Source organism: Serratia sp. EC4 (genome assembly GCF_059652115.1).
The window spans coordinates 494,124-514,146 of sequence record NZ_JBNIDE010000001.1 but is presented as its reverse complement, the minus strand read 5'-3'; the positions used below and the strand labels follow the sequence as shown (position 1 = coordinate 514,146).

General features: G+C 59.2%; 19 protein-coding genes. 9 read left to right on the top strand and 10 right to left on the bottom strand.

Annotated elements, in window-relative coordinates; genetic code table 11:
* Positions 1-28 precede the first annotated feature (28 nt).
* The 5 genes from oppA (at position 29) to oppF (ending at position 5,619) form a co-directional block, all read left to right on the top strand.
* Positions 29-1,666, top strand: a complete 1,638-nt coding sequence (gene oppA, locus ACP39K_RS02345) for an oligopeptide ABC transporter substrate-binding protein OppA (protein WP_016927494.1) — start codon at positions 29-31, stop codon at positions 1,664-1,666.
* Positions 1,667-1,749: 83 nt separating this feature from the next.
* Complete coding sequence (oppB, locus tag ACP39K_RS02340; RefSeq protein ID WP_089184696.1) at positions 1,750-2,670, top strand: oligopeptide ABC transporter permease OppB; 921 nt, start codon at positions 1,750-1,752, stop codon at positions 2,668-2,670.
* Between the two features lie 14 nt (positions 2,671-2,684).
* On the top strand, positions 2,685-3,593 hold the full coding sequence (gene oppC, locus ACP39K_RS02335; protein ID WP_004932149.1) for an oligopeptide ABC transporter permease OppC: 909 nt from the start codon (positions 2,685-2,687) through the stop codon (positions 3,591-3,593).
* Between the two features lie 11 nt (positions 3,594-3,604).
* Positions 3,605-4,621, top strand: coding sequence for an ABC transporter ATP-binding protein (locus ACP39K_RS02330; protein ID WP_016927496.1), 1,017 nt, complete (start codon positions 3,605-3,607; stop codon positions 4,619-4,621).
* On the top strand, positions 4,618-5,619 hold the full coding sequence (gene oppF / locus ACP39K_RS02325; protein ID WP_004932143.1) for a murein tripeptide/oligopeptide ABC transporter ATP binding protein OppF: 1,002 nt from the start codon (positions 4,618-4,620) through the stop codon (positions 5,617-5,619). Before ACP39K_RS02330 ends, oppF begins: the two co-directional genes overlap by 4 nt.
* 73 nt (positions 5,620-5,692) lie before the next feature.
* Here oppF and ACP39K_RS02320 read toward each other — a convergent pair whose 3' ends face one another.
* Both ACP39K_RS02320 and cls read right to left on the bottom strand, forming a co-directional pair.
* The gene (locus ACP39K_RS02320; protein ID WP_004932139.1) at positions 5,693-6,016 is read right to left on the bottom strand and encodes an HI1450 family dsDNA-mimic protein; all 324 of its coding nucleotides are present in this window, start codon (positions 6,014-6,016) and stop codon (positions 5,693-5,695) included.
* A gap of 56 nt (positions 6,017-6,072) precedes the next feature.
* The gene (cls, locus tag ACP39K_RS02315; protein ID WP_004932137.1) at positions 6,073-7,533 is read right to left on the bottom strand and encodes a cardiolipin synthase; all 1,461 of its coding nucleotides are present in this window, start codon (positions 7,531-7,533) and stop codon (positions 6,073-6,075) included.
* A gap of 242 nt (positions 7,534-7,775) precedes the next feature.
* On the opposite strand from cls, the gene ACP39K_RS02310 reads away from it, so the two are divergent.
* The gene (locus tag ACP39K_RS02310) at positions 7,776-7,952 is read left to right on the top strand and encodes a YciY family protein (RefSeq protein ID WP_025159792.1); all 177 of its coding nucleotides are present in this window, start codon (positions 7,776-7,778) and stop codon (positions 7,950-7,952) included.
* A 45-nt stretch (positions 7,953-7,997) separates the two neighbouring features.
* Here the strand turns inward: ACP39K_RS02310 and ACP39K_RS02305 are convergent, their stop codons facing one another.
* Both ACP39K_RS02305 and smfY read right to left on the bottom strand, forming a co-directional pair.
* Positions 7,998-8,489, bottom strand: coding sequence for a Dps family protein (locus tag ACP39K_RS02305; protein WP_004932132.1), 492 nt, complete (start codon positions 8,487-8,489; stop codon positions 7,998-8,000).
* A gap of 200 nt (positions 8,490-8,689) precedes the next feature.
* The gene (smfY, locus tag ACP39K_RS02300; RefSeq protein ID WP_497008273.1) at positions 8,690-10,162 is read right to left on the bottom strand and encodes a multidrug efflux MFS transporter SmfY; all 1,473 of its coding nucleotides are present in this window, start codon (positions 10,160-10,162) and stop codon (positions 8,690-8,692) included.
* Between the two features lie 127 nt (positions 10,163-10,289).
* Between smfY and ACP39K_RS02295 the strand changes: the two genes are divergently transcribed.
* Positions 10,290-10,853, top strand: coding sequence for a TetR/AcrR family transcriptional regulator (locus ACP39K_RS02295; protein WP_016927499.1), 564 nt, complete (start codon positions 10,290-10,292; stop codon positions 10,851-10,853).
* 142 nt (positions 10,854-10,995) lie between these two features.
* Here ACP39K_RS02295 and ACP39K_RS02290 read toward each other — a convergent pair whose 3' ends face one another.
* From ACP39K_RS02290 to ACP39K_RS02270, 5 genes are all read right to left on the bottom strand, one after another.
* Positions 10,996-12,003, bottom strand: a complete 1,008-nt coding sequence (locus tag ACP39K_RS02290; RefSeq protein ID WP_033640121.1) for a substrate-binding domain-containing protein — start codon at positions 12,001-12,003, stop codon at positions 10,996-10,998.
* Between the two features lie 33 nt (positions 12,004-12,036).
* A complete protein-coding gene (locus ACP39K_RS02285; protein ID WP_016927501.1) occupies positions 12,037-13,014 on the bottom strand; it encodes an ABC transporter permease in 978 nt (325 codons plus the stop codon).
* A gap of 76 nt (positions 13,015-13,090) precedes the next feature.
* Positions 13,091-14,596: a sugar ABC transporter ATP-binding protein gene (locus ACP39K_RS02280; RefSeq protein ID WP_016927502.1), complete on the bottom strand. Its 1,506-nt coding sequence runs from the start codon at positions 14,594-14,596 to the stop codon at positions 13,091-13,093.
* Positions 14,593-16,110, bottom strand: coding sequence for a xylulokinase (gene xylB / locus ACP39K_RS02275; RefSeq protein ID WP_197829048.1), 1,518 nt, complete (start codon positions 16,108-16,110; stop codon positions 14,593-14,595). Before xylB ends, ACP39K_RS02280 begins: the two co-directional genes overlap by 4 nt.
* Before the next feature lie 4 nt (positions 16,111-16,114).
* A complete protein-coding gene (locus tag ACP39K_RS02270; RefSeq protein ID WP_004932112.1) occupies positions 16,115-17,149 on the bottom strand; it encodes an NAD(P)-dependent alcohol dehydrogenase in 1,035 nt (344 codons plus the stop codon).
* 228 nt (positions 17,150-17,377) lie between these two features.
* On the opposite strand from ACP39K_RS02270, the gene ACP39K_RS02265 reads away from it, so the two are divergent.
* Together ACP39K_RS02265 and ACP39K_RS02260 are read left to right on the top strand one after the other, a co-directional pair.
* Complete coding sequence (locus ACP39K_RS02265) at positions 17,378-17,932, top strand: D-lyxose/D-mannose family sugar isomerase (RefSeq protein WP_028127467.1); 555 nt, start codon at positions 17,378-17,380, stop codon at positions 17,930-17,932.
* A gap of 71 nt (positions 17,933-18,003) precedes the next feature.
* The gene (locus ACP39K_RS02260; protein ID WP_028127466.1) at positions 18,004-19,005 is read left to right on the top strand and encodes a LacI family DNA-binding transcriptional regulator; all 1,002 of its coding nucleotides are present in this window, start codon (positions 18,004-18,006) and stop codon (positions 19,003-19,005) included.
* 23 nt (positions 19,006-19,028) lie between these two features.
* Here ACP39K_RS02260 and ACP39K_RS02255 read toward each other — a convergent pair whose 3' ends face one another.
* Positions 19,029-19,985, bottom strand: a complete 957-nt coding sequence (locus ACP39K_RS02255; protein WP_033640123.1) for a DMT family transporter — start codon at positions 19,983-19,985, stop codon at positions 19,029-19,031.
* Between the last annotated feature and the right edge of the window lie 38 nt (positions 19,986-20,023).

Here is a 20,023-nt window from a genome sequence, read left to right as displayed (position 1 = left end):
GTGATAATAAAAACTGGAGTCGATAAGTATGACCAACATCACGAAGAAAACGCTCATTGCCGCCGGCGTCATCGCCGCGCTGGGCATCACAGCAACCACCTCCGCCTTTGCCGCCGACGTTCCTGCAGGCGTGCAACTGGCCGACAAGCAAGAAATCGTCAAAAACAACGGTTCCGAAGTGCAGTCGCTTGACCCGCATAAAATCGAGGGCGTGCCGGAAAACAACGTGACCCGCGATCTGATGGAAGGCCTGGCGAACAACAGCCCGGACGGTTCCATCGTGCCGGGCGTCGCGGAAAGCTGGGATAACAAGGATTTCAAAGTCTGGACCTTCCACCTGCGCAAAGACGCCAAATGGTCCAACGGCAAGCCGGTGACGGCGCAAGATTTCGTCTACAGCTGGCAGCGCGTAGTGGATCCGAAAACCGCGTCGCCTTACGCCAGCTACCTGCAGTACGCCCATGTGGAAAACGTTGATGACATCATCGCCGGCAAAAAAGACAAGTCGACGCTGGGCGTGAAGGCCATCGACGACCACACCTTCCAGGTGACCCTGAGCGAGCCGGTGCCTTATCTGGTTGAAATGACCCCGCACTACGCCATGAAGCCGGTTTACAAAGACGCGGTGGAGAAATTCGGCGAGAAGTGGACGCTGCCGGCCAACTACGTCAGCAACGGCGCTTACAAACTGAAAGACTGGATTGTCAACGAACGCATCGTACTGGAACGCAACCCGGAATATTGGGATAACGCCAAAACCATCATCAATAAAGTGACGTTCCTGCCTATTTCGTCGGAAGTGACCGACGTTAACCGCTACCGCACCGGTGAAATCGACATGACCTACAACAACATGCCGATCGAACTGTTCCAGAAGCTGAAGAAAGAGATCCCGAAAGAGGTGCACGTCGATCCTTATCTGTGCACCTATTACTACGAAATCAACAACCAGAAGGCGCCGTTCACCGATGCGCGCGTGCGTGAAGCGCTGAAGCTGGGCATGGATCGCGACATCATCGTCAACAAGGTGAAAAATCAGGGCGATCTGCCGGCCTACAGCTTTACGCCGCCATACACCGACGGCGCCAAGCTGACCGCGCCGGAGTGGTTCGGCTGGACGCAGGAAAAACGCAACGAAGTGGCGAAGAAACTGCTGGCCGACGCCGGCTACGGCCCGGGTAAACCGCTGACCTTCTCCCTGTTGTACAACACGTCAGATCTGCACAAGAAGCTGGCGATCGCCGCCGCCTCCATCTGGAAGAAAAATCTGGGCGTGGACGTGAAGCTGGTGAACCAGGAGTGGAAAACCTTCCTGGATACCCGCCATCAGGGCACCTATGACGTGGCGCGCGCCGGCTGGTGCGCCGACTACAACGAACCGAGTTCGTTCCTGAACATGATGCTGTCCGACAGCAGCAGTAACACCCCGCACTACAAGAGCGCCGAGTTCGACAAGCTGATGGCCAACGTGTTGACCGCGAAGAGCAAAGACGAGCGCGCCGAGCTGTATCAGAAAGCGGAAGTTCAGCTGGATAAAGATTCCGCCATCGTTCCGCTGTATTACTACGTGAACGCCCGTTTGGTGAAACCTTACGTCGGTGGCTACACCGGCAAAGACCCGCTTGATAACGTGTACGACAAAAACCTGTACATCATCAAGCATTGATACGGTAAGAGCCGGCGGCGCAGGCCGCCGGCCCATGTTGAGAATAATAAGCCGTCATCAGGCTGTCGCACAGGGTTAGGGCAATGCTTAAATTTATACTTCGTCGCTTATTGGAAGCGATCCCGACACTATTTATCCTTATTACCATCTCATTCTTCATGATGCGCCTGGCGCCCGGCAGTCCATTTACCGGGGAACGCGCATTGCCGCCGGAAGTCATGGCGAATATCGAAGCCAAATATCATTTGAACGACCCGATCTGGAAACAGTACGGTCATTATCTGGCGCAGCTTGCGCAGGGAGACTTCGGCCCGTCCTTTAAATACAAGGATTATTCGGTCAACGATTTGGTGGCCAGCTCTTTCCCGGTCTCCGCCAAACTCGGTCTGGCCGCGTTTTTGCTGGCGGTGGTGCTGGGCGTGAGCGCCGGCGTGATCGCCGCGCTGAACCAGAACACCAAATGGGACTACACGGTGATGGGGTTCGCCATGACCGGGGTGGTGATACCCAGTTTCGTGGTGGCGCCGCTGTTGGTGCTGATCTTCGCCATCACGTTGAAATGGCTGCCGGGCGGCGGCTGGAACGGCGGCGCGCCTAGGTTCATCATCTTGCCGATGGTGGCGTTGTCGCTGGCCTATATCGCCAGCATCGCCCGTATCACGCGCGGCTCGATGATTGAAGTGCTGCACTCCAACTTCATCCGCACCGCGCGCGCCAAAGGCTTGCCGATGCGTCGCATCATTTTCCGCCACGCGCTGAAGCCGGCGCTGTTGCCGGTGCTGTCCTACATGGGCCCGGCGTTCGTCGGGATCATCACCGGTTCGATGGTGATCGAAACCATCTACGGTCTGCCGGGGATCGGCCAGCTGTTCGTTAACGGCGCGCTGAACCGCGACTACTCCCTGGTGTTGAGCCTGACCATTCTGGTGGGCGCTCTGACCATTCTGTTCAACGCGATCGTCGATGTGCTGTATGCGGTCATCGATCCGAAAATCCGTTATTAATCTGGAGCACGCGAATGATGTTGACTAAAAAGAACAGCGAAGCTCTGGAACACTTCAGCGAGAAGCTGGAAGTGGAAGGGCGCAGCCTGTGGCAAGACGCGCGTCGGCGTTTTATGCACAACCGCGCGGCGGTCAGCAGCCTGTTCATCCTGGCGCTGATCACGCTGTTTGTGGTGCTGGCGCCGATGCTGTCGCAATTCGCCTACGACGATACCGATTGGGCGATGATGTCCGCCGCCCCCAGCGTTGAATCGGGGCACTATTTCGGCACCGATTCCTCCGGGCGCGATCTGCTGGTGCGCGTGGCGATTGGCGGGCGCATCTCGCTGATGGTCGGCGTGGCGGCGGCGCTGGTGGCGGTGATCGTCGGCACCCTGTACGGCGCGATGTCCGGCTATCTGGGCGGCAAGATCGACTCGGTGATGATGCGCCTGCTGGAGATCCTCAACTCCTTCCCGTTCATGTTCTTCGTGATCCTGCTGGTGACCTTCTTCGGCCAGAATATCCTGCTTATCTTCGTGGCGATCGGCATGGTGTCGTGGCTGGACATGGCGCGTATCGTGCGCGGCCAAACTCTCGGTCTGAAGCGCAAGGAGTTCATCGAAGCGGCGCTGGTGTGCGGCGTCTCCACGCGCAACATCGTGCTGCGGCATATCGTGCCGAACGTGCTCGGCGTGGTGGTGGTGTATGCCTCGTTGCTGGTGCCGAGCATGATCCTGTTCGAATCCTTCCTCAGCTTCCTGGGGCTGGGCACGCAGGAGCCGCTGAGCAGCTGGGGCGCATTGCTCAGCGACGGCGCTAACTCAATGGAAGTTTCACCGTGGTTGCTGCTGTTCCCGGCGGGTTTCCTGGTAGTCACTCTGTTCTGTTTCAACTTTATCGGCGATGGCTTGCGTGACGCCCTCGACCCGAAAGATCGTTAAGGAGTGCCGCCATGAGCACCATTGAACATCCACAACTGCAAACCGCCGTCGGCGTTAAAGCGTCGCCGCTGCTGGACGTGAAAGATCTGCGCGTCACGTTCTCCACCCCGGACGGCGACGTGACGGCGGTGAACGATCTGAACTTCGATCTGCGCGCCGGTGAAACGCTGGGCATCGTCGGCGAATCCGGCTCCGGCAAATCGCAGACCGCGTTCGCCCTGATGGGGTTGCTGGCCAGCAATGGCCGCATCGGCGGTTCGGCCAAATTCAACGGCCGCGAAATCCTCAACCTGCCGGAAAACCAGCTCAACAAGCTGCGGGCCGAAGAGATCTCGATGATCTTCCAGGACCCGATGACCTCGCTCAACCCGTATATGCGCGTTGGCGAACAGCTGATGGAAGTGCTGATGCTGCATAAGAAAATGAGCAAAAGCGAAGCCTTTGAAGAGTCGGTACGCATGCTTGACGCGGTGAAAATGCCGGAAGCGCGCAAGCGCATGCGCATGTATCCGCACGAGTTTTCCGGCGGTATGCGCCAGCGCGTGATGATCGCCATGGCGCTGCTGTGCCGGCCGAAGCTGCTGATCGCCGACGAGCCGACTACTGCGCTGGACGTGACCGTTCAGGCGCAGATCATGACGCTGCTCAACGAGCTCAAGCGTGAGTTCAACACCGCCATCATCATGATCACCCACGATCTGGGCGTGGTGGCCGGCATCTGCAACAAGGTGCTGGTGATGTACGCCGGCCGCACCATGGAATACGGCAGCGCGCGCGAGGTGTTCTACCAGCCGAGCCACCCGTACTCCATCGGTCTGTTGAACGCGGTGCCGCGCCTCGACGCCGAAGGCGAAGCGTTGCTGACCATTCCCGGCAACCCGCCGAACCTGCTGCGGCTGCCGAAAGGCTGCCCGTTCCAGCCGCGCTGCCCGTACGCCATGGAACAGTGCGCGAGCGCTCCGCCATTGGAGCAATTTGGGGAAGGGCGCCTGCGCGCCTGCTTTAAACCGGTGGAGGCGTTGGTATGACAGCGGTAACCGACAAGAAAGTGCTGCTCGAAGTGGCCGATCTGAAAGTGCACTTCGACATTCATGACGACAAGCAGTGGTTCTGGCAGCCGCCGAAAACCCTGAAGGCGGTCGATGGCGTTACGCTGCGGCTGTTCGAGGGGGAAACCCTGGGCGTGGTCGGCGAATCCGGCTGCGGCAAATCCACCTTCGCGCGCGCCATCATCGGCCTGGTGAAGGCCACCAGCGGGCGCGTCGCCTGGCTGGGTAAAGATCTGCTGGGCATGAACGACGCCGACTGGCGCAAAACCCGCAGCGATATCCAGATGATCTTCCAGGATCCGCTGGCCTCGCTCAACCCGCGCATGACCATCGGCGAAATCATCGCCGAGCCGCTGCGCACCTACTACCCGAAAATGCCGCGTCAGGAAGTGAAGGACAAGGTCAAGGCGATGATGCTGAAGGTCGGCCTGCTGCCTAACCTGATCAACCGTTATCCGCACGAGTTCTCCGGCGGCCAATGCCAGCGCATCGGCATCGCGCGCGCGCTGATCCTCGAACCGAAGCTGGTGATCTGCGACGAGCCGGTTTCCGCGTTGGACGTGTCGATTCAGGCGCAGGTGGTAAACCTGTTGCAGCAGCTGCAGCGCGAAATGGGGCTGTCATTGATCTTTATCGCCCACGATTTGGCGGTGGTGAAGCACATTTCCGATCGCGTGCTGGTGATGTACCTGGGCCATGCGGTAGAGCTGGGCACCTATGACGAGGTGTACCACAATCCGCAGCACCCATACACCAAGGCGCTGATGTCGGCGGTGCCGATCCCGGATCCGGACAAGGAGAAGGAAAAGCAGATCCAGCTGTTGGAAGGGGAGCTGCCTTCGCCGATCAATCCGCCGTCCGGCTGCGTGTTCCGCACTCGCTGCCCGATTGCCGGGCCGGAGTGCGCCAAGACGCGTCCGCTGCTGGAGGGCAGTTTCCGCCATGCGGTTTCGTGCCTGAAGGTCGATCCGCTGTAATGCGCCGCTAGCCGGCAACAAAAAGCCCCGCTGAATAAGCGGGGCTTTTTTTATCCGATGCGCTGGCGGCGAATCACTCTTTCCACAGAATGTGGCACAGCTTGTGGTCTTTCTCGCGGCAGATCAGCACGCGGGCGAACACGTCGTTGATCGGCTCGCCGTCGCTGTCCGCCAGACCGATCACCACTTCGGCGAAGAAGTCCGGGTTCAGGTCGTAATCCACGTGCTCGCTCCAGTCTTCGGAGGGGTCGTACAGTTCTGCGCCGCCGCGCTCTTCAAACTGCAGATTGAACAGCAGAATATCCGCCGGATCCAGATTGTCGCCGGCCAATTCGAGGAAAATATCGTAGGCCTGTTCCAGCGTTTCGTCTTCGGTAAGGCGGTTATTCAAATCCATAAAAAAATCCTGATAACAAATGATTTGGCGCTATTAAAGCACGCTCGCCGCGGCTTTTACAGCAACGGGCTGAAAAAGTAGAACAGGCGTTCGACCAGGCGATGCCAGAACGGCCGCTTCAGCCACTCTTTGGCGTTTAACAGTTTGGAACGGGCGATATAGTCTTCCTGCACGCACGCCAGATCGCTGCCGAAGCCGTCGTCGTCGATCACCAGGGTGATCTCGAAATTCAGCCACAGGCTGCGCATATCCAGATTGACGGTGCCGACCAGGCTGAGCTGGCCGTCGACCAGCACGCTCTTGGTATGCAGCAGACCGCCTTCGAACTGATAGATTTTCACCCCGGCTTCCAGCAGCTCGGAGAAAAACGCGCGGCTGGCCCAGCGCACCATCATCGAATCGTTGTCGCGCGGCACGATGATGCTGACCTCAACGCCGCGCAGAGCGGCGGTGCAGATGGCGTGCAGCAGATCGTCGCTCGGCACGAAGTACGGCGTGGTCATGATCAGCTGCTCGCGCGCGGAATAAACGGCGGTCAGCAGCGCCTGGTGGATCATTTCTTCGGGGAAACCGGGGCCGGAGGCGATCACTTGAATGGTGTGGCCGCTTTCCTGCTCGAACGGCATGATGTTGACGTCCGGCGGCGGCGGCAGAATGCGCTTGCCGGTTTCAATCTCCCAGTCGCAGGCATAGACGATGCCCATCGTAGTAGCCACCGGGCCTTCCATGCGCGCCATCAGATCGATCCATTGGCCGACGCCTGCATCCTGCTTGAAGTAGCGCGGATCGACCATGTTCATGCTGCCGGTATAGGCGATGTAGTTGTCGATCAGCACCACCTTGCGGTGCTGGCGCAGATCCATACGGCGCAGGAATACGCGCAGCAGGTTAACCTTCAGCGCTTCGACTACTTCGATGCCTGCGTTGCGCATCATCGCCGGGTAGGGGCTGCGGAAAAATGGCAGGCTGCCGGCGGAGTCCAGCATCAGGCGGCAGTGCACGCCGCGCCGCGCGGCGGCCATCAGCGATTCGGCCACCTGATCGACCAGGCCGCCGGGCTGCCAGATATAGAACACCATTTCGATGTTGTGGCGCGCCAGCTCGATGTCGCGGATCAGCGCTTTCAACGTGTCGTCGGTAGTGGTGAGCAACTGCAGCTGGTTGCCCTTGACGCCGTCGATGCCCTGGCGGCGGTTGCACAGCTGGAACAGCGGTTCAGCGACTTCGCTGTATTCGGTGGCGAAGATGCGGCGGCTCTCTTTCAATTCCTTCAGCCAGCGCGCGGTCGACGGCCACATGGCCTTGGCGCGCTCGGCCCGGCGCTTGCCCAAGTGCAGTTCGCCGAACGATAAATAGGCGACGATGCCGAACAGCGGCAGAATATAGATAACCAGCAGCCAGGCCATGGCAGAGGGAACCGCACGGCGTTTCATCAAAATGCGCATCGTCACGCCGGCGATCAGCAGCCAGTAGCCGAACACCATGAGCCAACTGATTACGGTATAAAATGTTGTCATAAAGGCGAAAAATCCCGTTCGCAAACCACCAATGATGAGTGTACGCACAGATCGGGCAAGGCGAAACCTTTTATCGGCGCTTATGTTACATAAATATGATGAAGTTAAGGCACTTGCCGAAATTGAAAGGGCGGCTTTTGCCCGCGTGGCGTTCGCTGTGCCGCCGATAACGGCGGCTTGGATCGCGGGCGGAAAGGGCTATAATGCCCGCGGTTGGCATTAGACGAACGAGTGACGGAATTATGAGACGCAGTAGAAATGAAGTGGGCCGCTGGCGCATGTTGCGGCAGAGCCAACGTCGGCGGCATCGCTGGCTGGAACGCCAGTCGTGCAGCAATCGCCATATTATCCGGGTGCGGCGGCGCCTGGACGATCAGCATCGGCGCGCGCTGCTGTTTGCGGTATCCTGCGAGTGGTAAAACGAAAACAGTCCCGTGAGGGACTGTTTTGTTATGGCGTCTGAGTTATTTGCCCAAATAGGCGTTGAGCATCCAGACCTGTTTTTCCTGCTCTTTGATGTAATCGCTCATCAACGACGCGGTGCCTTCGTCGCCGGCGTCTGCCGCCACCGTCAGCAGCTCACGCTGCTGTTGCAGCAAGATTGAATACCCTTCCAACAGGCCGCGCAGCGTACCCTTATCATCGGTCACGTTGGTGTGTTCCTTGATGTCGGCGGTTTTCAGATAATCGCTGAAAGCGTGACGCGGCTGCGAGCCCAACGTCAGAATACGTTCCGCCAGCTCATCCACCTTGGTCAGCAGATCGTTATATGTCTCTTCGAATTTCGCGTGCAGTTCAAAGAACTGCGGGCCGGTAATGTTCCAATGATAGCCGCGCACGTTCATATACAGCACCTGATAGTTTGCCAACAGCGCATTCAACGCTTCGGCGAGTTTTGCTGATTGTTTACTGTCAAGGCCGATATGGGTTTTCGCTGCTTTCTTTGCCGTTGCCATAATAATCTTCTCCTGATTATTTGTTCCGATAGTAGACAGAATCAATTTCCATAGCTGTTACAGTAACCGGATTTATCGCAGGGTTAAATACGATAACAGGCATTATTGCCATCGCTCAAACCGATGACGATAAATCCGTCGAGCAAATTGCCGAATCAGTTTACGCAGGTTCCGCAGGCGAAAAAAGTCGCTTTTCTCGGTTACTTGCGCAGCGCCAGTTTTACCACACCTGCGCCCAGCGCCATTAACAGCGCGGCGGCGATCAGTACCGAAATAAAGGCGCGATCAAAGGCCAGACGCGCCAGCTGCGTCAACTGCTGCGCGCGATCGGCCGCCATTCCTGCCGCCAGGCGCAACGCTTCGTCGATGCTGTCGTAGGCTAAATCGCTGACCGGCAGCGCCGCCGGCAGCGCCAGGCTGTGACTGTAGACCGCCGTCATCAGCCCGCCGAGCAACGTCACGCCCAGCACGCCGCCCAGCTCGTAGGAGACGTCTTCGATAGATGCCGCCATGCCGGATTTCTCCTCCGGCGCGTTCAACATGATGGCGGTGGAAGCGGCGGTGATCACGCCGCCGAGGCCGAAGCCCACCAACGCCAGGCTCGCCAGCTGCGGCGCTATGCCGCTCTGATAGAACAGGGCGAGGCCGGCGATGCCGAAGGCGGTCAGGGCGAAACCGCCGAGAATGATGCTGCGCTCACCGTAGCGCGGCAGCAGCAAACCGGCCATTGGCCCCGCCAGCGCCGAGGCCAGCGGGATCGGCAAGATGAACAGCGCTGCCTGCAGCGGACTGAGGCCGAGCACCAGTTGCAAGCGTTGGCTGAGCACCAGCTCGACGCCGATCAGCGCCACCATCGACAGCAATGCCACGCCGATGCCGCCGGCGAACAACCGGTTGCGGAACAGGGAGAAATCGATCATCGGGTGGGCGCTGCGCTGCTGACGACGCACGAACAGCGCCAGGAACAGGATGCCGATCAGGGCCGCTGCGAGCAAGGCGCTGACGTCAGGCGCCGGCTTGCTCAATTCCTTCAGCGCATAGATAGCGCCGACCAGGCCTATCATGATCTGCACCGAGCCGATGATATCGGCGGGGCGCGGGGTATCGCCGCCGCAGCGCGGGATCAGTTTCCATGCCAGCGGCCAGACCAGCAACACCACCGGCACATTGATCAGGAACACCGAGCCCCACCAGAAATACTCCAACAGCAGGCCGCCGACCACCGGGCCGATGGCCGCGCCGCCGGAGGCCACCGACGCCCAGATGCCGATCGCCAGCGCGCGTTCGCGTTCGTCGGTAAAGACGTGGCGTACGATGGACAGCGTGGCGGGCATCATCATTGCCGCGCCAACGGCGAGGAATACCCGCGCGGCGATCAGCCACTCGGCGGTAGGCGAGAAAGCGGCGCACAGCGACGCGACGGCAAACACCGGCAGCCCGGCGAGAAACAGCCGTTTATGGCCGATGCGATCGCTCAGCATGCCGGCGCCAGGCAACAGACCGGCCACCACCAATGGGTAGGCGTTGACGATCCAGAGTTTTTGCGAGGCGCTGGCATCCAGCGCCTGGGTTAAACGCGGCAGGGCGGTATATAACACCGTCATATCGATGACGATCAGGAACAGGGCGCTGGCGACCATTGTCAGGATTAACCAGCGGTTCTTGGCGTACATAAGTCATAATCCAGTTAACGTGGGCGGCGCGAAGGCGCCGCCATTGTGGTAACCCTCCGGCGATGCCGGGTGGTATACTGGCGATAATATATATCCATACGTTCGTATTGAAAAGAAGGGTTTCTTAATGGGACGTCAACGCAGCATCGATCGCGACAAGGTTTTGGACACCGCCGAAGAGATCGTCGCCACCCAGGGCGCCGCCGGCTTGACCATCGACGCCGTCGCCAAAGCGATGGGGATCTCCAAGGGCGGGGTGCAGTACTGTTTCGGCAGCAAAGACGCCCTGATTGACGCCATGTTCGATCGCTGGGGCAGTGCCTACGAGACGCTGTTCGCCGCTATCGCCGGTGACGATCCTTCGCCGCAGACCGGCGTGCGCGCGCATATGCTGGCGACGCAAAGCTCGGATCAGACCGCCAGCGCCAAGGCCGCCGGGCTGATGGCGACGCTGATTCAAACGCCGGAGCATCTGGCGAGCACGCGCGAATGGTATCGCAGCCGCATCGCCGGTTTGGATTTGACGACGGAAGGAGGCAAGCGCGCGCGCCTGGCGTTTCTCGCCACCGAAGGCGCCTTTATGCTGCGTTACTTTGGTTTGATGGATATCGATCAGGCGGAATGGGAAACGATGTTCACCGATATGCAGGCGTTGATTTTAACTGAGGGTGCCTATCGCACTGATAGCTAGTAAAGCCCGCAGTGAAAGGCGTATGTTTATCGCACAAGATATTCCCTCGAAGAACTTTTTAGCCAGCCACTCCGTGCTGGCTTTTTTTTTGTTCGCAGGCAAGCGCCCCTGCGGGGCCCCCTGAAGGCAGGGGGCGGGGGAATTATTTACGGGCGTCCAACAGCGATTGGGCGTTCTCTGCGGTAACGACGGTCCACGGAATGTAGTAATGCTTCTGCGTGCCGCCCTCCCATTTCAGATCCTTGGCGTACTGCTTCCAGATGTCCGACTGCGGTTGATAGCTTTCACCTTTCACGGCGCGCAGCGCGACGTCGATGGAACCCTGCATCTGGCCTTTGGCATCTTGCAGAATAGAGACCATTTCACCGGCCTGCACCGCATGAATCGCGTCAGAGACGCCGTCAACGCCGGCAATCGCGAAGTCCTTCACATTCAGGCCGGCGCCTTTGATCGCTTCGATAGCGCCCAGCGCCATCTCGTCGTTCTGGCCAATCACGCCGTTGATTTTACCCCGGTGTTTCTGCAGCCAGTTTTCCATCAGCGGCTGCGCTTCCGCGCGTGACCAGTTGGCCGTTTTGCGCTCAAGTACCGTGACCTGGCCGGCGCCGCACTCGGCAATCGCTTTATCATTGCCTTTGCCGCGCTGGATCTCGCCGCTGCCGCCTTTCGGGCCTTCGATAATCACCACGTTCACCTTCCGGTTCTTGCAGTCGAGTTTGTCCAGGACGGCTTTGGCTTCCAGATACCCGCCCAACTCGTCATTAGACACCACTTCAGACGTCATCGCGTCCGTGTTCAGGCGCGCGTTGGTGACCACCACCGGGATTTTGGCTTCGTTGGCATTGGTAACGATATCGATATTGGCCTCAAAATCCATCGGGTTGACGATAATGGCATCGGCGCGCGTCTGGATAGCGGTGGCGGCCTGATCGTTTTGCACCGATGCATCATAACGCCCATCGTAGAAAGTCAGTACGGCTTCGCCGCTTTTCACCGCCGGGTGTTCCTTGCCGAACCTTTCCATCAATTGCACGAACTCGGCTTTGTTGCCGTACATCAATACCGCGATTTTTACCGGGGCGGCCTGAGCCGCCGACAGGCTACCGAGCATCATGGCAGAGGCAAACAACGCTATCTTGGTCTTATTCATGGTTTTCTCCTGGTAGAGTTGGGTCTGATGTTATTAATCGCGCTGTTGCTTACGCGATGGGTCGAGCAATACGGCAAGAACGATCAATGCGCCTTTGATAATTTGTTGGTAATACGATTGCACGCCGAGCAGATCGAGGCCGTTATTCATCACCCCGATAATCAGCACGCCGAAGAAAGTGCCGACCAGCGTACCGACGCCGCCGGCCATGCTGGTGCCGCCGATCACCACCGCCGCGATGGCGTCCAGCTCATACCCTGCGCCGGCGTTGGTCTGCGCCGAACCGGTGCGCGCCGTAAGGATCAGGCCGGCGATGCCGGCCAGCGCGCCGCACAGCGTATACACCAGTATTTTGATGCGGGTGACGTTAATCCCCGAGGTGCGCGCGCTTTTCGGGTTGCCGCCGACGGCGTAGATGTAACGCCCGAAGAGGGTTTTATTCAGCACCAGCCAGGCGAGGGCGAACAGCACGATGAAGATGATGACGGGCACCGGAACGCCGCCGACATAGCCATTGCCTAACCAGCGGAAATCGCTGTTCAATTGCGATACCGGATTGCCGTTGGTGGTCAACATGGTTAACCCGCGCGCCGCGGAGAGCATGCCCATGGTGACGATAAACGGCTGCAACCGGTAACGAGCCAACACGGTGCCGTTCACCAGGCCGCAGACGATGCCGATGCCCAGCGCCACGATCAGCGGCGCCATGACGGCGGTCGCGGTGTCGCCGATAGCCAATCCGCTGTTGTTGGTGGCGAAACGGGCGGCGACGATCCCGCTTAACGCCAGCACCGAGCCCACGGAGAGATCGACGCCGGCCGTAATGATGACGAAGGTCATGCCGATCGCCAGAATACCGTTGATCGAGACCTGACGCAGGACGATCAGGGTGTTTTCATTGCTGAGAAAATAATTGCTGCTCCAGGCCCCCTGGGCGACCTGATATTCGCCAATCAGCGCCACGATCAGGCACAGCGCGAAAAAGGCGATGATAATGCCGTATTTGTGCATACGGCGTTTATTGCGGGTGAAAAATGAAATTCCTGGTGATAAGGAGTGGGCGCTGCTCATTTTTTTTCTCTCTCTGTTAAACCGCAAGTTTCATCAGTGCTGCCTGGCTCGCATCGGCCGCCGAAAGCTCGCCGGCCAACTGCCCGTCACGAAATACCAATATGCGATCGCTCATGCCGATAATTTCCGAAAGCTCGGAGGAAACCATGATGATCCCCTTGTTTTGCAAGGCGAACTCCGACATAAATCGGTAGATCTCTTTCTTGGCGCCGACGTCGATGCCGCGCGTCGGCTCGTCGAGCAACAACACCTCCGGATCCAGCAGCGCCCAGCGGCCCAGCACCACTTTTTGCTGGTTGCCGCCGCTCAGGTTGCCCACGGGCTGTTCGCCATCGTGGGTTTTAACGTTGAAGCGCTGGATCATGTCGCGGGTTCGCGCTTGCTCCCGTTTTTCGCTGACGAACCCCATTCGGCTGATGCCGGCAAAAGAGGCGATATTGATGTTTTCACTGACGGAACGGCACAGCACCAGGCCGGTTTCCTTGCGATCTTCCGTCACGTAGGCAATGCCGCTGTCGATGGCCTCTCGCGGGGAATGGCGGTTAAGCGTCTTGTCGCCCAAGCGGATCGTGCCGCTGTCGGCATGCTGAATGCCGAAGATAAGATCGAGAAACTCGCTGCGGCCCGATCCCACCAGGCCGTAGATGCCCAGGATCTCACCGTGCTTCAGTTGCAGGCTGATATCCTTTATCTTGCTGCGCCAACACAGGCCGTTGACCTCCAGCAAGACCTCCTCGCCAGGCTGGTTGAATTTGGCGAACTCGCTGTCGTACTCGCCGCCGATAATGTGTTCGATCAGCTGCTCACGGGTAATGTCAGCGATATAGCCTTCATGGATATAGGCGCCGTCGCGGAAAATGGTGTAGCTGTCCGCGATTTGGAATATCTCTGACAAACGGTGAGAGACGTAAATAATGCCTTTACCTTTCGCCGCCAGTTGCTGAAGCGTCTGAAAGATTTTTTGCGCATCCTCCTCGCCAATCGCCGAGGTGGGTTCATCCATGATGATGATGTCGGCATTGGCATGCGACAGCGCTTTGGCGATCTCGACCAGTTGCTGCTCGGCGACGCTCAGGTTGCGCATTTTTTCTCGGGCGTCGATCTTGAAATCGAGTTCTTTGAGCAGGCTGGTGGTGCGCTGGTTGAGCGTCGCGAAGTCGACGAACCCCAGGCGTCTCGGCTCGCGGCCCAGCCAAATGTTTTCGGCCACCGTCAGATCCGGGATCGCGCTCAGTTCCTGCTGCACGATGGCGATGCCGGCGTTGAGGGCTTCCCGGGGATGATGAAATTCACAGCGTTGGCCATTGATAAAAATGTCGCCGCCATCGGGTTGAATAAAGCCCATCAGAATGCTGAGAAAGGTGGATTTACCCGCGCCGTTGCCGCCGCACAGGGCATGGATGGATCCACGCCGCAGGCAAAACTCCGCATTCTTGAGGGCCACGACCGGGCCAAAAGCTTTCCTGACGCCGCTGACCTCCAGCAGGTAGGCGGGCGCTTGCGTCTGGGGATCTCGCGTCACAGTTGCACCTCCGGATAGGTCTGCTGCAAGCGTTGCAGGTACCGTTGATAAAGCGTCTCGTATTGCGCCTGTCTGCCGGCATGCGGCCGTGCGCGCGTGGTCTCATCCAGCGCAACGAAACGCCGGCACAGTTCGGCCAGCAACGCGCCGGCGTTCCGCTGCGGATCGTCGGCCAACGTCGTCGCCCACATCGCCTGAATGGCGCCGCCCAGCGCGGCGGTCTCTTTGGCTTTCAGACAGACTACCGGGCACCCCATCACGTCCGCGACGATTTGTCGCCAGGCGGCGCTGCGGGCGCCGCCGCCGGTGAGGCGGATCTCGCGCGCTTCAATGCCCTGACGGCGAAACAGCTCGATGCCATAGCGCAAGCCATAGGTGGCGCTTTCGACCACCGCCAGGCAGAGATTGGCGCGGGTAAAATTGTCACTATCGAGGTTATGCAGGCTGGCGCGCGCGTGGGGCAACGGCGGAACGCGTTCGCCATTGAAGAACGGCAGCATCTCGACACCGCCTGCGCCGGGCGAGGCCTGCGCCAATAAACCGTTAAAGCCGGCAAGGTCTTCGTCCAGCAGCGTTTGTACTGCAGTGGTGGCCGAGGTGACATTCATGGTGCAAATCAATGGCAGCCACCCATTGGTGCTGGAGCAGAAGCCGGCAATCATGTCCGATTCCGCCGTGACGGGGGCGGCAGACCAGGCGAATAGCGTGCCGGAGGTGCCCAGGCTCAGGGTGAGGGTGCCGGCCTCGATGTTGCCGGAACCGATGGCCGCCATCATGTTGTCGCCGCCGCCGGTCGATACTCGCACCGTTGGGCCGAGGCCGAGTTTTTCCGCGGCGGCGGAGCGCACCGTGCCGATGCAGCATTCCGCGCTTTTGAGCGGCGGCAGGGCCTGCCACAGGCGGCCGCTGTCGTCGATGAGATCGACCGCGGATTTGCTCCAACGACGGGTGCGCACATCGAACAATCCGGTGCCGGAAGCGTCGCCATATTCCGCTACGCGCTCCCCGGTCAGCCAGAAATTCAAGTAGTCATGGGGCAACAACACGGTGTGCAGTTTTGCCCAGAGCGCCGGATGGTGTGTCTTGAACCAAAGGATTTTTGACGCGGTATAACCGGTGGCGATCCGCAGGCCGAGTGTTTCCAGCGAGCCGTTGGCCCCGCCGAGCTGCTGCAGGAGCCGTTCGTTTTCCTCTGCGGTTTCGGTATCGCACCACAGCTTGACGCTGTGCAGCACGTTGCCGTCTGCGTCCAGCGGCACAAACCCATGTTGTTGGCCAGAGACCCCCAGAGCATGAATCTCCCGTGCATCAACGTCGGCGTTAGTCACGGCTTGGCGAAAAGCGATGACCAGCGCCTCAATCCACCAGTCGGCCTCCTGTTCGCGCCGGCCATTGGCTTGGCTGATGAGACGGTGAGGGGCGTTGCCCTCACCGAGGATCACGCCCTGTGTGCTGTCGACAATCACGACTTTCGTGCCTTGCGTACCGCAGTCTATGCCAGCATAGAGCGCCATAGGATCACTCCATTTCCAGCATGATTTTGATGTCCGAGGCATGTCCCGCCGCCGCGCGCTCGAAGGCGGCCACGCTGTCGGAGAACTTGTAGGTTTGGCTTATCAACGGCTGGACGCGCAATTTGCCGCTGCTCAACAGCCGCAGCGTGCGCGGGTACATGTTGGCGTAGCGGAAAATGGTCTTGAAGGTGATTTCCTTGGCCTGCGCGGCGACGATATCCATCGGCGCGGCATCGATCGGCATGCCGACCAGCACGGCGGTCGCTCCTGGCGCCGCATGTTCGGCCAGCGTAGCGATGGCCGGTTTGGCGCCGCTGCATTCAAACACGACATCGGCGCCATTGCCGCTGGTGAGCGCGGCCACTTTCCCCGCCAGGTCGCCGGTTTTGATATTGACGGCGTGCAGCCCCTCATAACTGGCCGCCACGGCGAGTTTTTCGTCAAACAGGTCGCAGATAATGACGTCCGAGCAGCCGCCCGCCAGCGCCGCGAGGGCGGTGACCACGCCGATCGGCCCGGCGCCGATCACCAGCGCGATATCGCCGGGTTTGATCCCGGCTTTGGTGGCCGCTTGCATGCCGATGGCTAAGGGTTCCACCATGGCGCCCTCAGCGAAACTGACGTTGTCCGGCAATTTGAACGTGAAGGCGGCGGGGTGGATGACGGTTTCGCGCAGGCAGCCGTGCACCGGCGGCGTCGCCCAGAAGCGCACGGCCGGATCAAGGTTGTAAATGCCGGCGCGCGTCTGGGCCGAGTTGAGATCCGGAATGCCGGGCTCCATGCAAACGCGATCGCCGATGCTGAGGTGAGTGACGTTTTTACCTGTCGCGAGCACTACGCCGGAGGCCTCATGGCCGAGCACCATCGGGGCGTTAACCACGAACGGGCCAATGCGGCCATGTTGGTAATAGTGCACATCACTGCCGCAGATGCCCACGGAATGAATTTTTATCTGCACATCATCGGGCCCCAGCGTTTCGGCAAGCTGGACGTCCTCGATAGCGATTTCCCCCGCTTTGGCCAACACTAATGCTTTCATATTGCCTCCTGGTGAATCATTTTTATGGTAACGATATCATTTCAATGCGGCGATAGTGGGCTAAAGCGGGGGGTTAAACTGTGATCGATGTTGGAATTACTCGACGGGAGTTAATTTTGCTGGTGGGTTGTTATTCAATATGGGGATGAAGATCACAAAATCGGCGATGCAATGACGGTTTTAATATCAGCATGCTGATATCGATACCGTTACTTTGCAGGGGAAATGATGAGCAAACAACAACGTGCCATAGCCGCTACGCTGGAATACTTGCGCGAGGCGGACATTGTTCTGACCGAAGAAGAGCAGCAACGTATTGAAATTGCGACGTTTGGCTTGGCTGACTATCCCGTCTCAGGGCTGCAGCTGCTGACCTATGTCAACTCACCTCGGTATTGTGCGAAAGAGTTGGTGCTGTTTCCTGAGCAGACTTGCCCAGAGCATTTGCATCCTCCTTTCGCCGGCACGCCCGGCAAACAAGAGACGTTCCGTTGCCGTTGGGGCGAGGTGTTTCTGTTTGTCGATGACGAAAACCTGACGCTTAATGATGCCGGCGGCGAACCGGTATGCCGGGTGCCGGAGGGCGCAGAGCCTTGGTACACCTGCAATCGCTATATCCTCTTGCGGCCTGGCGAACAATACACCATCGCGCCCAATACCCGGCACTGGTTTCAGGCGGGGAAGCGGGGCGCGGTGGTGTCCGAGTTTTCTTCCGAGAGCCGTGACGAGCTGGATATCTTTACCGATCCCCGGATTAACCGCCTGGCAGGCGTAAACCATTAGCGCGACGATGAAAGTTCTGTCATGATGTTGTTAATGGTACAAAATGATAACCTTAAGCTAAGGAGCTGCATTTGGCGGTGGGGCGAGGACGGAAAGCGACGCTGGCTAGCGTGGCCGCACAGGCAAACGTCAGTAAAATCACCGCGTCGCGGGCATTTTCACAGCCGGACAAGGTTCATCCGGAAACGCTGCGCCGCATTCGGGAGACCGCTGCCGAACTCGGTTATGTGGTCAATGCTGCGGCGCGCAATCTGCGGGCGAAAAGCAGCAGAACCATCGGCATCGTCAACCCTGATATGGCCAACCCGTTCTTTGGCGGCCTGACGCGGTTGATGACGCTTGAAGCGCAAAAAATGGGATATGACACTCTGGTGTTCGATTCCTATGAGTCACAGGAAAGCGAAGACAGAATCATCGACAAACTGATTGGCTACAACGTCGATGCGATCATTCTCTCGGTCATTTCCAACGATCATCTGTACCAGCCTTCCTATCTAAAGCGGTTGGAAACATTGAATATCCCGGTGGTATTGATCGACCGTGAGCTGGACAATCGCCACTGCAGCGGAGTGTATATCGATAACCTGGACTGCGGCCTTCAGGCGGGCCGCTGGCTTCTGGAACAGAAAGCGCAGCGGGTGGTGGTGGTGTCCGGGCCGGAGAACTCCAACGTTGCACGGGACAGGGTTACAGGGCTGCAGGCGGCGCTGCAAGGGAAAGTGGCGTCGTTTGAAGTGCTGTATGCCGATTTCTTTATGGATGTCGCCTGGCAAGAGACGAGCCGTTGGCTGGCCAATAACCGCGCCCCGGACTTTTTCGTTGGCTGCAATAACCAGATCTCCCTGGGCATTATCAAAGCCTGCATCGAACATCGGCTGCCGTTGATGCAGGACGTGTCGTTGTTCAGCATCGATGAGGTTTCACATGCCGAGATCTACGGTTTTCATTTCCCGTGCGTGTCACACGACTTGCAAGAGATCGCCTGGCAAGCGTTGAATCTGGCGATCCGTCGCATTGCCGACCCCGAGATCAAGCCGGGCAAGGTGGTGGTACGGGGGAAACTCGTCGCGTAACGGCGCCGCCATTCGCTTATCCGTCATTTTTCAGCGTGTTGCGCTGTTTTGGGCTCATCACGCCCGGCGGGACGGATGAGCAGCCACAAACCGCTTCCTGCCGCCGCCGCGCCTAGCAACATGGGCCAGGAAAGAGGTTCATTGAACATTAACCCTGCCCAGCAGAAGGTGACGAAGGGACTGAGAAACAGCAGGCTCGTCACGCGCAGCGCAGAAGTGCGCCTTAGACAAAACCAGTACAGACCGTAGCCGGCCAGGGTCGCCAGTAGCGCGGTCCAAAGCACGCCGATCACAAACCCCGTCGTTACCGTTGGCAGCAGCGGGCCTTCCGCGCCGGCCATGGCGGCGAAAGCCAGCGCGGAAACCGCGCTTTGTACCCCCAGCGCGGCTGGCAAACTCATTGCTTGCGTTCGCGGCAGCCGTTCCTGCCACAGCGTTGCCAGCGCCAGCGACAGCATCCCCGCCAGCGGCAACAGGTAGCTCCACAATGGGGCGTCTCCCCATGAGATGGCGCTGCCGGTCGCCAGCGTTACCCCGCTAACCCCCAAGGCTAACCCGGACCAAACGCGGCCATCGGGCAAGCGGCGTTGCAACAGCATGCTCAGCAGCGCGGTGCCGAGCGGGAGCAAATCGGCGATGAGCGCGGCCAACCCGGCCGGCACGCCATATTCGATGCCTTTGCTGACGCCGGTCAGGTAACCGGTCATGGCGAGCAACCCAATCCCGGCGTGAACAGCTATTGTCAGCGGAGATGCGCGCCTGATGGCGCGCAGACTAAGCGGCAGCAACACGAACGCGACCACCACGCAGCGCCAGAACGCCACCAGCAACACCGGCGCGTAATCGGCGGCGAAGCGGATGCCGACGAAGCCGGAGCTCCAGGCCACGATCAGCAGGATCTCGGCCGCAGCCAGCCAGAGGGCGGCTCTGCCGCGATGTTTGCCGCAGCGGGAAGAGGGGCGAAATGGTGCCAGGGACATGATGGTCACCTCCTTTCCGCCCGATGGTAGTGAGTGGC

Excerpts from the sequence above, each read along its gene's own strand:
- smfY (WP_497008273.1), bottom strand. The coding sequence starts at position 10,162 with ATGTACGCCAAGAACCGCTGGTTAATCCTGACAATGGTCGCCAGCGCC.
- ACP39K_RS02270 (WP_004932112.1), bottom strand. The coding sequence starts at position 17,149 with ATGAAAGCATTAGTGTTGGCCAAAGCGGGGGAAATCGCTATCGAGGAC.
- ACP39K_RS02255 (WP_033640123.1), bottom strand. The coding sequence starts at position 19,985 with ATGTCCCTGGCACCATTTCGCCCCTCTTCCCGCTGCGGCAAACATCGC.
- oppF (WP_004932143.1), top strand. The coding sequence starts at position 4,618 with ATGACAGCGGTAACCGACAAGAAAGTGCTGCTCGAAGTGGCCGATCTG.
- ACP39K_RS02285 (WP_016927501.1), bottom strand. The coding sequence starts at position 13,014 with ATGCACAAATACGGCATTATCATCGCCTTTTTCGCGCTGTGCCTGATC.
- ACP39K_RS02290 (WP_033640121.1), bottom strand. The coding sequence starts at position 12,003 with ATGAATAAGACCAAGATAGCGTTGTTTGCCTCTGCCATGATGCTCGGT.
- oppA (WP_016927494.1), top strand. The coding sequence starts at position 29 with ATGACCAACATCACGAAGAAAACGCTCATTGCCGCCGGCGTCATCGCC.
- oppB (WP_089184696.1), top strand. The coding sequence starts at position 1,750 with ATGCTTAAATTTATACTTCGTCGCTTATTGGAAGCGATCCCGACACTA.
- oppC (WP_004932149.1), top strand. The coding sequence starts at position 2,685 with ATGATGTTGACTAAAAAGAACAGCGAAGCTCTGGAACACTTCAGCGAG.
- xylB (WP_197829048.1), bottom strand. The coding sequence starts at position 16,110 with ATGGCGCTCTATGCTGGCATAGACTGCGGTACGCAAGGCACGAAAGTC.
- cls (WP_004932137.1), bottom strand. The coding sequence starts at position 7,533 with ATGACAACATTTTATACCGTAATCAGTTGGCTCATGGTGTTCGGCTAC.
- ACP39K_RS02295 (WP_016927499.1), top strand. The coding sequence starts at position 10,290 with ATGGGACGTCAACGCAGCATCGATCGCGACAAGGTTTTGGACACCGCC.
- ACP39K_RS02305 (WP_004932132.1), bottom strand. The coding sequence starts at position 8,489 with ATGGCAACGGCAAAGAAAGCAGCGAAAACCCATATCGGCCTTGACAGT.
- ACP39K_RS02330 (WP_016927496.1), top strand. The coding sequence starts at position 3,605 with ATGAGCACCATTGAACATCCACAACTGCAAACCGCCGTCGGCGTTAAA.
- ACP39K_RS02265 (WP_028127467.1), top strand. The coding sequence starts at position 17,378 with ATGAGCAAACAACAACGTGCCATAGCCGCTACGCTGGAATACTTGCGC.
- ACP39K_RS02320 (WP_004932139.1), bottom strand. The coding sequence starts at position 6,016 with ATGGATTTGAATAACCGCCTTACCGAAGACGAAACGCTGGAACAGGCC.
- ACP39K_RS02310 (WP_025159792.1), top strand. The coding sequence starts at position 7,776 with ATGAGACGCAGTAGAAATGAAGTGGGCCGCTGGCGCATGTTGCGGCAG.